At 54.5% G+C, this 15,568-nt stretch carries 11 protein-coding genes and 1 CRISPR repeat array; of the genes, 10 read left to right on the top strand and 1 reads right to left on the bottom strand.

The features are described 5' to 3' along the window. Window positions 1-7 precede the first annotated feature (7 nt). On the bottom strand, window positions 8-2,467 hold the full coding sequence (gene ppsA, locus NW849_RS04815; RefSeq protein ID WP_414356246.1) for a phosphoenolpyruvate synthase: 2,460 nt from the start codon (window positions 2,465-2,467) through the stop codon (window positions 8-10). A gap of 373 nt (window positions 2,468-2,840) precedes the next feature. Here ppsA and NW849_RS04810 point away from each other — a divergent pair, with 373 nt between their 5' ends. The 10 genes from NW849_RS04810 to cas2e all read left to right on the top strand — a co-directional run bounded on the left by NW849_RS04810 (window position 2,841) and on the right by cas2e (window position 13,601). Continuing rightward, window positions 2,841-3,794 (top strand): RluA family pseudouridine synthase, encoded by a 954-nt coding sequence (locus NW849_RS04810; protein WP_414356244.1) that lies wholly within the window; start codon window positions 2,841-2,843, stop codon window positions 3,792-3,794. 175 nt (window positions 3,795-3,969) lie between these two features. Next, window positions 3,970-4,956, top strand: a complete 987-nt coding sequence (locus NW849_RS04805) for a helix-turn-helix transcriptional regulator (protein WP_414356242.1) — start codon at window positions 3,970-3,972, stop codon at window positions 4,954-4,956. Then, window positions 4,953-7,634, top strand: a complete 2,682-nt coding sequence (gene cas3 / locus NW849_RS04800) for a CRISPR-associated helicase Cas3' (protein ID WP_414356240.1) — start codon at window positions 4,953-4,955, stop codon at window positions 7,632-7,634. Before NW849_RS04805 ends, cas3 begins: the two co-directional genes overlap by 4 nt. Window positions 7,635-7,650: 16 nt before the next feature. Continuing rightward, entirely contained in the window at window positions 7,651-9,249 is a 1,599-nt protein-coding gene (casA, locus tag NW849_RS04795) for a type I-E CRISPR-associated protein Cse1/CasA (protein ID WP_414356238.1), read from the top strand. Further along, window positions 9,246-9,845 carry a type I-E CRISPR-associated protein Cse2/CasB gene (gene casB / locus NW849_RS04790; protein WP_414356235.1) on the top strand — a complete coding sequence of 200 codons (600 nt, stop codon included), beginning with the start codon at window positions 9,246-9,248 and terminating at the stop codon, window positions 9,843-9,845. Before casA ends, casB begins: the two co-directional genes overlap by 4 nt. A gap of 85 nt (window positions 9,846-9,930) precedes the next feature. Continuing rightward, window positions 9,931-11,103, top strand: coding sequence for a type I-E CRISPR-associated protein Cas7/Cse4/CasC (cas7e, locus tag NW849_RS04785; protein WP_414356233.1), 1,173 nt, complete (start codon window positions 9,931-9,933; stop codon window positions 11,101-11,103). Window positions 11,104-11,107: 4 nt separating this feature from the next. Further along, on the top strand, window positions 11,108-11,755 hold the full coding sequence (cas5e, locus tag NW849_RS04780; RefSeq protein WP_414356230.1) for a type I-E CRISPR-associated protein Cas5/CasD: 648 nt from the start codon (window positions 11,108-11,110) through the stop codon (window positions 11,753-11,755). Continuing rightward, the gene (gene cas6e, locus NW849_RS04775) at window positions 11,737-12,369 is read left to right on the top strand and encodes a type I-E CRISPR-associated protein Cas6/Cse3/CasE (RefSeq protein WP_414356228.1); all 633 of its coding nucleotides are present in this window, start codon (window positions 11,737-11,739) and stop codon (window positions 12,367-12,369) included. The genes cas5e and cas6e overlap by 19 nt, the downstream gene beginning before the upstream one ends. A gap of 12 nt (window positions 12,370-12,381) precedes the next feature. After that, the gene (gene cas1e, locus NW849_RS04770; protein ID WP_414356226.1) at window positions 12,382-13,329 is read left to right on the top strand and encodes a type I-E CRISPR-associated endonuclease Cas1e; all 948 of its coding nucleotides are present in this window, start codon (window positions 12,382-12,384) and stop codon (window positions 13,327-13,329) included. Then, window positions 13,329-13,601 carry a type I-E CRISPR-associated endoribonuclease Cas2e gene (gene cas2e, locus NW849_RS04765; protein WP_414356224.1) on the top strand — a complete coding sequence of 91 codons (273 nt, stop codon included), beginning with the start codon at window positions 13,329-13,331 and terminating at the stop codon, window positions 13,599-13,601. Before cas1e ends, cas2e begins: the two co-directional genes overlap by 1 nt. A gap of 19 nt (window positions 13,602-13,620) precedes the next feature. Further along, window positions 13,621-15,521: direct repeats of the CRISPR family, unit length 29 nt; unit sequence GTTGTCCCCACACACGTGGGGGTGAACCG. Between the last annotated feature and the right edge of the window lie 47 nt (window positions 15,522-15,568).

The following is a 15,568-nucleotide window of genomic DNA, read 5'->3' as shown; positions in this document are numbered from 1 at the left end:
TTTGGGCTCACCGGGTGCCAGCCGCTTCTGCTTCGGCCACCACCAGCAGGGTTTTCAACAGGGAATCGGGGTTGAGGCTGATGGAATCGATCCCCGCCTGCACCAGGAAGCGGGCGAAGTCGGGGTAGTCGCTGGGGGCCTGCCCGCAGATGCCGATCTTGCGGCCATGGCTTTTCACCGTCTGGATCACCTGGGCGATCATCCGCCTGACGGCCTCGTTGCGCTCGTCAAAAAGGTGGGCCACCAGGGCTGAGTCGCGATCCAGGCCCAGAGTGAGCTGGGTGAGGTCGTTGGAGCCGATGGAGAAGCCGTCGAAGATCTGGCAAAACGCGTCGGCCAGGATGACGTTGCTGGGCAATTCACACATCACGTACACCTGCAGACCGTTTTCTCCCCGCACCAGGCCATGGCGGGCCATCTCTTCCAGCACCTTGTGCCCCTCTTCCGGCGTGCGGCAGAAGGGGATCATCAAGATCACGTTGGTCAGGCCCATCTCATCCCGCACCCGTTTCATGGCCCGACACTCCAAGGCAAAGCCCTCACGGTAGCGGGGATCCGTGTAGCGGGAAGCCCCCCGCCAGCCGATCATCGGGTTTTCCTCGTGGGGCTCGTAGCGGGATCCCCCCAGCAGGTGGGCATATTCGTTGCTTTTGAAATCCGACAGCCGCACGATCACCGGCTTGGGATAGAAGGCGGCGGCGATGGTGCTCACCCCTTGGGCCAGCTTATCCACAAAGTATTCAGGCTTATCGGGATATTGGGCGGTCAGCTCCGCCAGGCGAGGCTCCTCCTTCACCGCCTGCTCATAGTTGAGCAAAGCCAGCGGGTGGACTTGAATGTGGTTGGCGATGATGAACTCCAGCCGCGCCAGCCCGACCCCATCGCAAGGGATCCCGCTGAGGCCGAAGGCTTTTTCTGGGTTGCCCACATTCATCATCAGCTGGGTGCGGGGACGGGGCAGCTCCTCCAGCGGGATCTCCGTCACCTCATAGGGCAACAGGCCCGGGTAGACCCGCCCTTCTTCCCCTTCAGCGCAGGAAATGGTGATGGGCTGGCCGGAGCTGAGCACCTGGGTGGCGTTGCCGCAGCCAACAATGGCCGGGATCCCCAGCTCGCGGGCGATGATGGCCGCATGGCAGGTTCTGCCCCCCTGGTTGGTGACGATGGCGCTGGCTTTCTTCATGATGGGCTCCCAGTCGGGATCCGTCTTCTCGGTCACCAGCACCTCTCCAGCTTGGAACTGATCCGAGCGGCGCACATCCAAGATAAGGCGGGCTGTACCCTGGCCGATGGCCTCGCCCACCGCCCGCCCCCGCACCAGAGGTTCGGGCCGCACTTCCGGCTGGGTGAAGCGATAGGTGGTCAGCCGGTTGGCCGCTTTTTGCGATTGCACCGTTTCGGGGCGGGCCTGCACGATAAACAGCTCCCCGGTGAGGCCATCTTTGGCCCACTCGATGTCCATCGGCGTGAAATGGCCCCGCTGTGCCGAGTAGTGCTCCTCGATCAAGCAGGCCCACTGGGCCAATTTGAGGATTTCCTCATCCCTGAGGGCATATTGCTTGCGCAGGCTTTCGGGGACAGCCACGTTTTTGGTGGAACGGGATCCCCCCTCGTCGTAGACGAGCTTCAGGGCTTTGCTGCCCAGCTTGCGGGAGAGAAGGGGTCGCAGGCCCCGCTTGAGGGTAGGTTTGAACACCACGTATTCGTCGGGGTTGACGATCCCTTGCACCACGTTTTCCCCCAGACCATAGGCGGCGGTGATGAGCACTGCGTCTTTGAAGCCGGTTTCCGGGTCGATGGAGAACATCACCCCCGAACAGGCCAGGTCGGAGCGCACCATCTTCTGCACCCCCACCGAAAGGGCCACTTGAAAGTGGTCAAAGCCCTTGATTTGGCGGTAGGAAATGGCCCGGTCGGTAAACAGGCTGGCAAAACAGTGGTGGCAGGCGTTGAGCACCGCCCGCACCCCATGCACGTTCAGGTAGGTCTCCTGCTGGCCGGCAAAGCTGGCATCCGGCAAGTCTTCTGCCGTGGCGCTGGAGCGCACTGCCACATCGGTGTCGGGGCCGTAGCGCTCGCACAGCTTCTGGTAGGCTTCCGTGATGGCCTGCTCTAGCTGAGGGGGAAAGGGAGTCTGCAGAATTAAGGTGCGGGCAGCCTTGCCGCGATGGCGCAGGTTGTTCACGTCTTCAATGTCGAGATCCCGAAAGATCTCGCGCAGCTTTTCCTCCAAACCCGCAGAGGCGATGAACTGGCGATACGCATGGGCCGTGGTGGCAAATCCTGTGGGCACCTGGATCCCTTGTGGAGCCAACTGTTGGAGCATCTCCCCCAGAGAGGCATTTTTCCCGCCCACCTGGGCGATATCTCTCAGCCCCACCTCCGTCAGTGGCAAGACCAAAGGCAGCTCTGACAAGAACTGAGGGTCTTGTTGAGGCCGGGATCCCACGGTTGCTCTATCCGACATGCCTCACCTCCCTGTGCGAATTGAACCCCTTGTCCTCGGACGATTGAGCCCATTGCAATCTGCAATCGAGAAATCGATGTTGTGGTGACATCCTCAGGACGATTGCGTGCGAGAGAAAGACTCCCTCTGGGCCAGAAGTCGGCCCGGCTTCTCCCGATGGGCTTTACTCTCACTCTACTGAGGTTTTTTCTCCGGCTGCGATGCCCAGAAAATCGGGAAGAAAGGGCTCAAAAGGGGATGAACCAAACAGGATTCTGGGAAAGCTGCCTCGGCGAAGTTGCCACAAATCTTTGCCCTTTTTTACTTCAAGCAAAAATAACAAACTGCCACAATGAAAAAAGACAGTTTCCGCAACAGGGCAAATCGGTCGGGCATGGAAAGCCACCAGGATCTGCCGGTGGAGGTTCGACAGGTAACGGTAACCGAGAAACAGCAGGGATCCCGGCTGGATCGAGGCTTGGCGGAGCAACTCCCCGATTTGTCTCGCTCGCGCCTGCAACAGCTCATTCGGGCGGGGCAGGTTTGGCTGAATGGGAAGCCCTGCCTGGATAAAAATCGCGCCTTGCAAACGGGGGATCGGATTGAGGTGCGGATCCCGGCGGTTACCCCTTCGAGACTGGAGCCGGAGCGGATCCCGCTGGACATTCTCTACGAAGATGACGACCTGATTGTGCTCAACAAACCCCGCGATCTGGTAGTGCATCCGGCTCCCGGCCATCCCAGCGGCACACTGGTTCACGCGCTGCTGGCCCATTGTCCCCGCCTGTCGGGCATCAACGGCGAACAGCGTCCGGGCATTGTGCATCGCCTTGACAAAGACACCACTGGTGCCCTGGTGATTGCCAAACACGATCAGGCCCACCAGCACCTACAAGCCCAGATCCAGGCCAAAACCGCCCGGCGCATCTACTTGGGGGTGGTGTTTGGCCGGCCGGCCCAAAGCCAAGGCACCGTCTCTGCCCCCATTGGGAGGCACCCGGTGGATCGGCAGAAAATGGCCGTCCTGACCCCTGGCCAAGGGCGAGTGGCGGTAACCCACTGGCAAGTGTTGGAGCGGCTGGGCAACTACACCCTGATGCAGTTTGAGCTGGAGACCGGGCGCACCCATCAAATTCGGGTTCATGCTGCCCATTTGCGCCTGCCGATTGTCGGGGATCCCCTCTACACCCAGAGCAAAACCAGCCCTGTCAAACTGAGCGGCCAAGCCCTTCACGCTTGGAAACTTTCCTTCATCCACCCGCGCAGCGGCCAGCCGATGCACTTTACTGCCCCCCTTCCTGAGGAGTTCGAGCGGCTCCTGCGGCAATTGCGCAGCCAAGTCAGATGAAGCGTCGCCGTGGCCGTTCCCACCTTGCAGAGGGATCCCCCTGATTCCATCCGACGGGATCCAGGTTGCTCCCTGCGCCCAAAAGGTTTCAATCTTCAGCAAACCTTTAGAGAAGTCGGAAGCGCTTTTGCCGGGTGAGTTGTTTAGAATGCGCTCATCCTCACCAAAGTAAGCAATGCTACGTCAGCTAGAGCGGGTTTTGAAGCTGGATATGTTGCTGCGCTCCGGGCAGAGGCAGACAGCCTCTTCGCTGGCCAAAGCTCTGGAAGTGAGCGAACGAACGGTTAGGGCGGACATCAGCTTCTTGAAAGACCGCTTTCAAGCTCCCATCAAAACCAACCGCGAAAAAGGATATCACTACACCGATCTGGAATGGCGGTTGCCGACAATATCTCTCACCAAAGGGGAACTGTTTGCCTTAACACTGGGGGCCAGAATGCTGGAAGCCTATGCGGGATCCGCCTATGCCCCACAGTTGCGCTCGGCGATTGGGCGGCTGGCTCAACGGCTCCCAGAGCAGGAATGGCTGGATCTACAGCAGGTGGCCGATGACCGGCTCATTTTTCGCGCAGGAGCAGAAACCCATCTGGATTGGGAGATTTGGCAGCAGTTGGAGGATGCCTGTCGGGAAAAAAGGCGAGTGTGGATGCGCTACCGCACCGCCAGTCGGGGCGATCAAGTGTCGGAACGAGAGCTGGATCCCTATCTGTTGCACATCTACCGGGGGACGAATCCCTATGTCATCGGCTGGTGCCACAAAAGACAGGAAGTGCGCTGGTTTCGAGTAGACAGGATCCTGGCTCTCAAAACCTTGCCGCAAACTTTTGAGATCGATCCCAATTTTGATCCCAAAGCCCATATGGCGATGATTTTTCAACATGAGGCGGGTGGGATCCCTCGGCAGGTGGGGATTTGGTTTGACGCCCAGACAGCCCCCTTTATTCGGGAGCGGCGCTGGCATCCGACCCAGGTGATTGAAGAACAGCCCGATGGATCCCTAATTCTGCGCATGACGGTGCGGGGGATGAACGATGTGAAGCGCTGGGTATTGGGCTATGGCAGAGGGGCCAAAGTGTTGGATCCGCCGGAATTGGTGGACATGATGCGGCAGGAGATCCGCGATATGAGCCAGCAGTACATCGACGAGGAGGTATCCCCATGAACGAACCCCGGTTTTGGGCCAAGACCGGACAGGGGCAGTTCCGAGACAATGGCCAACCTCTGTATCATCCAGTCCTCTGTCACCTGGCGGACACAGCCGCCGTGGCCATGGAGATCGTGAAAACGTACCTCAGCCCGGTTGCTCGCCGGCAGCTATCGGCAGGTTTGGGGCTGGAAGGGGATCCCTTGGTGCGCTTCTGCGGCTTTATGGCTGGGTGTCATGACCTGGGCAAAGTCAGTCCTGCTTTTCAATTTCAAGTTAGCGAAGTGGGAAAAGCCCTGGTGGGAGCCAATCTCTACGATCTGTGGCGCAGCTATCCCACTACCGGACAAGAAACACCTCATGGAACTGTTACCGCTGCAACCCTACCCGGCTTTTTGGAAGAGCTTGGCCTGCAAAAGAAACTGGCCCGAAGGTTAGCAGAAATTGTGGGTGGTCATCATGGCTTTTTTCCGACATCCCAGGATATTCAAAGTCTTTTCTCAGATGATGTCGGTCGAGGAGTTTGGATCCCATTTCGTCGGGAGATCTTTAGACAATTGCGAGATTTTGTTGGGTTGAGGACAGAGGAGCTCCCCGACCGCTGCAACAATGCTGCTGCCATGATGTTAGCCGGCCTGACAACGGTTTCCGACTGGATTGCTTCCAACTCTGAGAGTTTCCCCTACGCCAACGACGAACCCTTTGAGGCTTATGCCCCAGGGTTAGCCGAAAAAGCCCAACAAGCCTTGAAAGCCCAAGGTTGGGTCGCGCCCACCACAGGTGCCCCTCTTGCTTTTGAGACGCTCTTCGACTTCATCACCAAGCCTCGACCCCTGCAAATGGCAGCCATTGACCTAAGGGACAAGCTAGCCCCACCCTGTCTGGTCATGGTGGAAGCCTCAATGGGGGAAGGCAAAACCGAAGCAGCGCTCTACCTGGCAGATCACCTGCAGCATCAAACCGGAACCGGCGGTTTCTACATTGGCTTGCCTACCCAAGCGACCAGCAATGCCATGTTCGAGCGCGTCAGGCCATTTTTGCAAAAGCGCTATCCCAATGCTGTAGTGAACCTTACCCTCAGCCATGGGGCAGCGGCTCTCAAAGAAGATTACCTAGATACCGTCTGTCGCCTAGAGCAGGTTTGCGACCAGGAGGGCAAGGGGGTTTTCGCCAGCGAGTGGCATACGGCCCGCAAGCGGACGTTGCTCAGTGCCTACGGCGTGGGCACCCTTGACCAAGCTTTGATGGGGGCAGTACAAGCACGCCACCAGTTTGTCCGCCTATTTGGTTTGGCGGGGCGCACGATTATCCTAGACGAGATCCACGCCTACGACCTCTACACGAGCACCCTGCTGGAGCGGTTTTTGGAATGGGCAGCAGTACTGGGATCCCCGGTGATTGCCCTTTCCGCTACCCTGCCTGTCAGCACCCGCCAGCGACTACTGGCTGCCTACGCCAGAGGCTGCAATCAACCCCCGCCCAATCTCCCTGCTGCCAGCTATCCCCGCATTACGATTTTTGCCTCTGGAGAAGCCCTAGCTCAGCCTTTTAAACCCTCAGATCATGTGCGCCGAAAATTAGGGATCCGTTGGGTCAAAGATGATCGGTGGCCTGAAGAACTCTCGCAAGTGCTGTCTGAATCGGGTGGATGCGTTGCCGTTATCTGCTCAACAGTGAATCGCGCCCAAGAAGTTTTTCAGCGTCTCCAGAAGCATTTTCCGCCAGAGGAGCTGGGCCTATTTCACGGGCGCTTTTTGTTCAAGGATCGAGAAGAGATTGAAAAAGAATGCCTGGAGAAGTTTGGCAAAAACGGCTACTGCCGCCCTTCTCGATTCGTTCTGGTAGCAACCCAGGTTATTGAGCAAAGCCTAGACGTGGACTTTGACTTAATGATCAGCGATTTGGCTCCTGTTGATCTTCTTTTACAACGCTCTGGGCGGCTGCACCGCCACCAACGAGACAAGCGGCCATCTGAGTTGGCTGCCCCTTGTTTATGGATTGTAGAGCCAGCCTTAACCGGCGAGGGCAAAGCTGACTTTCAAGAAAGCGGACACATCTACGATCGCCACATTCTTCTGCGCAGTTGGCTGGCTTTGCGACAGCGCTACCATGTACAACTGCCTGAGGAAATCGATGCTCTGATCGAGTCAGTATATGATCTGGAAATACCTGCCCCCGAAGAACTGGAGACAATTCATGCTGAGGATTGGCTTGCCTCTTTGGAAAAGTATAAAACTGAAGAGGAAGATGCCAAAAGAGCTCAGGCCAATGAGGTGAAGATTCCACCACCCTATTCTGATGCAAAACTTGACCACTTCACTCGGCTGAAAAAAGAGGATGACGAAAGTACCATCGCAGCCGTCACCCGGCTTGGCCAGCCTTCTGTAGCAACAATCTTCCTACAAAAAGATGAGACTGGTTTAGTTTTTCCTGGCACTCAAGAGCAGGTGGATCTCGAAAAAGAGCCTAGTCTAGCTATGATTCGCAAGCTGCTGGCCTACAGCGCCCGCATTTCCTCTAGCTGGGAACTTGTGAAGAAGCTGCGATCTCAAGAGAACCCCAAAACTTGGACATCTGCCTTGTTGCGCAACTGTCGCTATGTTGTTTTGAATGCCAAAGGGTGGGCTCAAGTGGACAACTGGCGACTGCGGTTGGATCCCAAGCTTGGAGTCGCAATCGAGAAGATTAACAGCTAGCCCCTGGGAGAAATCTATGACAACTCAATCCTTTAACCTCACAACAGAAAAGTGGATCCCTGTGATTGACCGTGATTTTCAGATGCAGGAGCTGTCTTTGATTGAATTATTTAAACAGTGGGAAAGTTTACGAGAAATTCGGGGAGATAATCCCCCTACAACCTTGGCACTCTATCGTTTCCTATTGGCAATTATGCATCAAGCCTATCAGGGGCCAAGGGATACAGATCACTGGAATGATATTTTTCAAGACAATGCTCGGAAAGTCATCGACTATCTACAAAGTAAGCAAGATCGTTTCGACCTTCTTGATTCTAGTCGTCCTTTCATGCAGGATACAGCTCTAACTCTAGAAAAAGCTGTACCTGTCTACGCAATCCATACTATGAGCACATCTGAGGTATTCTCTCATGAGCATGAATGGAGTGGCTATAGCATTTCCTTAGCAGAAGCTGCTCGACTGCTGGTGCGCCTACAGGGGGTGGATATTACCAGCCTAAGAGCTTTTTATGTGGGGCAAGATAGCGGCAATCGATCTGCCGTAAACACTCCAACGATTAATGCTGCCAATGTTCTCCTCAGGGGAAAGAGCTTAAAAGAGACACTGATGTTAAATTTAATGCAGTACAGTCCAGAGAATGAGATACCCAGCGCGGTATCTGGAGAAGATCTACCTACTTGGGAAACTGAAACTGGCTACAGTGGCCAACCTAAAAAAGAGATTCCCAAAGGATACATTCACTATCTAACTTTTCCCTGGCGGAGGCTGCGGCTATTTTTAGAGGTTGCAGAGATGGGGCGAGTGAAACAACTGGCCATCACCATGGGTAATTCCTTACCCGATAATGTAGAGGCTCGACAGTGGGAATGTGGCATTGCCTATCGAGAAGGAAAGCCAGTGCGTCTATCTCTGCACAGACAGTTGTGGCGCGATGCGGACAGTTTTCTCTTGACGGCTGACAAGCAAACTCGTCCCCGGATTGTAGATTGGTTGGCTGAACTCAGATCAGAAGAAATGATTAGTGATACAGTTGTATTTGAAATATTGGGCATGAGTGCCGATCAGGCTAAACCTCTGGGATGGAGCTCAGTTCGATTCTCAGCTCCAATTCAATTTGTTACAGACTTAGAACTGGCACAAAGCCTAAAAAGTGCTATTGCAATTGCTGAGAGTCATCAACAAATTTTTCGCTCTTTCAAAGGTAGTCCCTACTTTTCCATGGCAGAAGTCCTCAAAAATGGGGAGCCCGAGAAACTAGCCAATGCCCTAGATGGAGAATCTCGTTACTGGGCAGATCTCGATCGCGCCTTTCCAGAGCTGCTGTATGCTTTGCCTCAAGATAGCCAAACTGGATCTGATGGGATCACTCGCTACGGATCCAAGACCTTACCTGCCTGGACTCAAACCGTCCAAACTGCTGCCCTCCAAGCCTTTATCGAATCTATAGAACCTATTCGCAACTACCAGGCTAGGGCCGCAGCCCTGCAGATTTTGGAGCGGAAACTGGCAGATCTCCGCCTCAGCCCGACGGAAAGGAAAGCCCAAAACCAAAAAGCCACAAAGAAAAATCAAAGGAAAGAGCAAGCTGTTTCTAAGCAGGAGACTAAGTCATGACCGGAGTCCAGACTTTATCACACAATCGACTGGAGCGGGCAACAAGGTTTTTACAAGCAATTCAGGAGCGCGTCAAAAACGACAACGGCACAAGAGCCGCCTTTAAGCGGGCACTCTCTGGCGAAGCTTACCATTTGTGGAAGGTTTACCCCTTTGTACTGCCCTATTTGGAAGGCATCCCCGAATGGCAACAGGATATCTGGATTTTTGTGGCTTGCCTCTCGGTTTACCATGACCAAGACGTGGAGCCAGACCCCAGAAACTTTGCAAAAAGCTGTCGTGAACTGCAAGACAGCGCTGAACCCTCCAAAGGCCCAGAGAAAAGATTTAAGTCTCTTCTTGAGGCAGAGCTTGACTACATTCAATACCCAATTACAGCTTTGGTGCGACAAATGAAAAGCAAAAGTGATAGGAAGATTTTCGTCCACTACCCAACGCTAATCGCTGACCTTTGCTTATGGAATCATCCTAATCAAATTGTTCAGGACAGATGGGCTAGAACCTTTTGGCAAATATCTTCTTCTGAATCTGAAGGGAAAAAGGAGGTTGACGATGCAACTTCTGAGGCAATTGATGAGGTCGAAACCGATATGTAAGAAGCGAAAGCCAAACTAAAACAGCTTCGTTCCTAGCTAGATCATCGAGAATCTTCGGATCCCATAACTCAAAGGAGAAGTCACCATGCAACGAAACAAAGAGAAAGAAACCATGCGACTGGAAATTCACCTGATCCAAAGTTTCTGCCCTGCCAACCTCAACCGAGATGAAAATGGAATGCCTAAGTCTACGGTATTCGGTGGTCGTCCTCGGGCGCGGATTTCTAGCCAGTGCCAAAAACGAGCGGTGCGACTTTATTATCAACAATACTCAGATGTGAGTGCAGATCAGTTTGCTTGTCGCTCTCGTTTGTGGCTGCCCAACCTGAAAGCATTACTTGTCCAGAAAGAGATTTCTGAAGAGAAGGCTGAATTGGCAGCTAAGCTAGCCTTGAAGCATTTGGGAGCAGAGGAAGACCCGAAAAAGCCCGGTAAAACAAAAACAATTCTATTTTTAGGTTATACAGAGCTGGAGGCCATTGCCAATGTCCTAGTTAAAAACTGGGGAGTTGTTTCTCCTGGTCTAGCCGGGAATAATCGAGAGCTGCCCAAAGAGATTGCCAAAGCCATCGAAAGAGCTCTGACCGATACAGGCAAGCCGGGCGACGTGGCTTTGTTTGGTCGTATGATGGCCTCGCTGCCTGCAGTAAATGTTGATGCTGCTGTTCAAGTGGCCCATGCAATTAGCGTCAATGTCTTGCAACAAGAGTTTGATTTCTTTACAGCCGTAGATGATCTGAGTGGCAGTGACGATACCGGAGCCGATCACATGGGTGAGACTGGGTATAACAGCTCGACTTACTATCGCTTTGCTGTTCTGGATAAAGAACAGTTGATTCATAACTTGGGAGGAACTGAGCATCTGGGATCCATTGTCAAAGCTTTTGCTACGGCCTTTGTTCATGCTGTTCCCAGCGGACATCAAAATGGGTTTGCGGCTCACACTCGGCCTGCACTGGTGATGTTGGTAGTTCGGAAAGGTCAGCCTATTTCCTTGGTGGATGCTTTCGAAGATCCAGTTGCTCCCAAAGCAGGATTGAGCTTGCTGGAAAATGCCGTTAAGGCTCTGGATACTCACTGGGGAGAGCTTATCAAGATGTATGGGGAATCTGATGTGAAGTATAGGGGGGTTGTCACTCTCGATAGGCTGTCCAGCAGATTAAGCGTGCTCAAACCCAGCCAGGAAGGTTCTGTTGAGAGTCTTATACAGAAAGCTCTTGAAGCTCTTGATGTTGTTGGTAGCGGTCAGGAGGGTTAGAACCATGTCTACGCTCCTAATGCGATTGCGTGCTCCCATGATGAGTTGGGGCGACCACAGCCAGTTCGACTATCGCGATAGCCGTCGTGAGCCCACCAAGTCTGCCGTAATCGGGATCCTCTGTGCCGCGCTGGGCCGTCCTCGCTGGGAACCTGTCGGTGATCTGGCTGCTCTCAAAATGGGGGTGCGAGTCAATAAAGAAGGGATCCTGCGCAAGGATTTCCACACGGTGCAAAACAACATGCACGATAGGAATAAGGCTAAAACTACCATCAGCGAGCGCTACTACGTAGCAGATGGCGATTACTTGGTGGGACTGGAAGGGGATCCCGATTTACTCAGAGCTTTGGATCAGGCTCTTGAAAGACCGCGCTGGCAACTGTTCTTGGGCCGAAAAAGCTTTATTCCAAGCCGCTCTGTGCGAATAGGAGTTGTGGAGCAACCTTTGCTGGAAGCTTTGCGCCAGCATCCTTACGAGTGTTCCAGACGTGAGAAGCATCCATCTCAACTTCGTTTTGTGTTGGAAGTCTCAGATAGCTTGGATATTCGTCAGGATGTGCCTTTGAGCTGGCAGCCGCGGCGTTTCGGTCGTCGAGCCGTTAAGACAGAATACTATGCACTCCCGGAGGCAATATGTATCTTTCCCGGCTAGTTCTCAACGAACGACAACTCTTAGTGCAAAGGGATCTCAGCAATTCTCATGCTTTGCATCAGCGAATTATGCATGGCTTTCCTGATCAGCCTACCCAAACTCCTCGATCTGATTGGTGCATTCTCTATCGTCAAGAACCGGATGGCTACACTGTTTTGGTACAGTCTGCGATTCAACCCGATTGGTCTCGCCTGCCAAAGGGCTATGTCCAAAGGGATCCAGAGGTGAAAACCTTTGACCTGACAGCAGAAGTTCTGGCCAAGGGAAAGTGCTTTCGGTTTCGCCTGCGGGCAAATCCCAGCAAGCGAGACAAGAAGACCCACAAGATTGTCGGATTTTTTCGCTTTGCGGATCAACTGGAGTGGTTATGTCGTCAGGGCCAGCGGCATGGATTTGAGGTGTTAGCTGCAGAAGGGATCCCATCGCCCAACATCTTTGGGATCAAAAAGGAGATCCCTGGGCTAGTCCGCATATACACTGTGTTGTTCCAGGGCATATTGCGAGTAACCGATGCCGAGGCTTTGGTTAAAGCGGTGCAGCAAGGGATTGGACGAGGCCGCTCTTACGGCTGTGGGCTCTTGTCCTTGAGTAAAATCAGCCACTCTGCCTTTTAGAAGAGAATCTGTATGGAGAACAAGCCAGTTACGACAAGTCTACGATCTATTCCAAAGGTTCGAGACAGCATTAGCTATGTCTATGTAGAACGATGCCGTATTGAACAGGATGCCAGGGCTGTTGCTGTTTTGCAGGAAGATGGAAGGTATGTGATCCCTTGCGCCAGTTTGACAGCGTTGATGCTAGGCCCCGGAGCTGTAATTACTCATGCCGCCATCAAGAACTTGGCAGATGGCCTATGTTCAGTTCAGTGGGTTGGTGAAGATGGACTGCGCTTTTATGCCAGTGGATCCCATCCTTCCAGTAGTGTGGAAAGGCTCTACCACCAGGCCAAGTTATGGGCAGATCCAGCTCAGCACCTGGAAGTGGTTCGGCGTATGTATGCGTTTCGATTTACCGAACCTTTGAAGGATGGACTGACTCTTGAGCAGATCCGCGGCCTAGAAGGGGTGCGAGTGCGAACGGTTTACAATCGATTAAGCAAAGAAATGGGGGTGAAATGGAGAGGTCGAGACTACAAACCCAAAAAATGGGAGCACTCCGATCCGGTTAACAGAGCTCTTTCTGCTGCTAATGCCTGTCTATACTCTGTTTGTCAATCGGCCCTAAATGCTGTGGGCTACTCAACTGCATTGGGGTTTATTCACGTGGGCAAACCCTTATCTTTCGTTTATGATGTCGCAGATCTCTACAAGACAGAGATTACAATTCCTGCTGCTTTTAAGGCCGCATCCGAAGCACACTCAAATCTTGAGTCGAGAACCAGGCGACTATGTCGGGAGAAGTTTGCAGAATATCGGTTGATGCAAAGAATTGTAGATGATGTTGACACAATTCTAGGTTTTAGAAATACCAAGGACGAGGCTGACTTTGTGGGATCCCTTTGGGATGACAAGAAAGGATCTGTTGAGGGAGGAGTGAGCTACGGAGAGGAATTAGATGAGGAAACGTCGGTCTGATGGTGGTTTTTATCTTGGAAAGCGTCCCAGCCAGCTTGAGGGGCGATCTGAGCCGCTGGCTGTTTGAAGTAAAAGCAGGGGTGTTTGTCGGTCGAGTCTCAGCCCTGGTTCGAGAAGAACTGTGGGCGCGAGTGACCAGCAAAATAGGCAATGGCTCAGCGCTAATGATCTACTCCACCAACTCGGAGCAGGGATTTTGGGCTAAAAGCATCGGGGATCCCTCACGGCAGCTAGTAGACATAGAAGGGGTTCTGCTGGTCAAAACCTACTAAAATCAGCAAAATTGGAAGTGTTGTCCCCACACACGTGGGGGTGAACCGCCCTCGAGAGGTTTGAGGTTGAGAGGTTTGAGCGTTGTCCCCACACACGTGGGGGTGAACCGCTTCCCGTCCCAGACCTGCCACCGCCAGCGTGACGTTGTCCCCACACACGTGGGGGTGAACCGCGCAGCATCCTGGAAGGCGTGCGCATCCAAGGCGTTGTCCCCACACACGTGGGGGTGAACCGGGATCCCTGGTGCATGCTGCTGCGTAGCTATCAAGTTGTCCCCACACACGTGGGGGTGAACCTCCTAGGCGATAGCTATGACTGGCGCGGCAAGTCGTTGTCCCCACACACGTGGGGGTGAACCGTAAATCTCTCACCAGGGCAGGTTGTTGAGGGCCGTTGTCCCCACACACGTGGGGGTGAACCGAGTCAGCTAGGCTGGACTACACGCCCATCGTCCAGTTGTCCCCACACACGTGGGGGTGAACCGCACCAGGCAGCGCACTGTAGGGGGATCCACCACGTTGTCCCCACACACGTGGGGGTGAACCAGTAGGATGGGCGCACCATGAGCAGGCAGTGGGAGGTTGTCCCCACACACGTGGGGGTGAACCGCACTCTTTTAGTGCTTCCACTGTCAGGTTCTCGTTGTCCCCACACACGTGGGGGTGAACCGTCGGTATAAGCAGGGATTATCTGGAGTATTCGGGGTTGTCCCCACACACGTGGGGGTGAACCAGTATGAAGCTCCGGCGCCTCAGGTGGAGAAGACCGTTGTCCCCACACACGTGGGGGTGAACCGCGATAGCGGCACAGGATCCCGATCCAAGAATCGCGTTGTCCCCACACACGTGGGGGTGAACCGGATCCCATCCTCCCTGAGTTGCGTGCTCTAGCCAGTTGTCCCCACACACGTGGGGGTGAACCGTAGATGCTGTGGTCATGGCTCTGTCGTACTTGTCGTTGTCCCCACACACGTGGGGGTGAACCGATCTTCTTGTTCCCTTGGCCGTCATCCTCCCGGCGTTGTCCCCACACACGTGGGGGTGAACCGATCCTGTCCCGCCGTCGCTCCGTGGGAGAGAGGCGTTGTCCCCACACACGTGGGGGTGAACCGAAAATGACGAAACTTTCGTCACCTGCTCAAACCCGTTGTCCCCACACACGTGGGGGTGAACCGTACAAGAGCTGTTGCAAGAACTAGAGCAGATGCGTTGTCCCCACACACGTGGGGGTGAACCGCTTGAAAGAGAGAGGATTGCCCGCGACTTTGTTCGTTGTCCCCACACACGTGGGGGTGAACCGACGCGCGCTGCGTCCTGGGGATGGGGATCCGGCGTTGTCCCCACACACGTGGGGGTGAACCGTGCTGGCCTTGAGGAACTTGTAGCGCAGTAGAACGTTGTCCCCACACACGTGGGGGTGAACCGAACAAGTGGGCGCCGAAGCTGCGAGAGTTTACCGTTGTCCCCACACACGTGGGGGTGAACCGACTTGGGCCACCTGCTGCTGGATCCCTTCTTGGGTTGTCCCCACACACGTGGGGGTGAACCGTCAAGACCCGGGTCAAACACAAAGGTTCCATCGTTGTCCCCACACACGTGGGGGTGAACCGCAGCGTCTGGCCCAGCAGGCTAATGCGGTAGAAGTTGTCCCCACACACGTGGGGGTGAACCGTGTGGCGTTTTGGGTCTGTGTGTGGCGTTAGGCGTTGTCCCCACACACGTGGGGGTGAACCGCATCTACAGCCCCGCCCGACGGGTGCGATAGAGTTGTCCCCACACACGTGGGGGTGAACCGGCCATGGCTCTTATCACATTTGGGATCCCTGCCGGTTGTCCCCACACACGTGGGGGTGAACCGAACAAGTGGACGCCCAAGCTCAAGGGATTCACCGTTGTCCCCACACACGTGGGGGTGAACCGCAACTGGTCGACGACGTCTTTGCCGTGGGTCGGCGTTGTCCCCACAC

The organism is Synechococcus sp. R55.3 (genome assembly GCF_047461975.1).
Taxonomy (GTDB): domain Bacteria; phylum Cyanobacteriota; class Cyanobacteriia; order Thermostichales; family Thermostichaceae; genus Thermostichus.
This window is presented reverse-complemented; position numbering and strand designations above follow the sequence as displayed.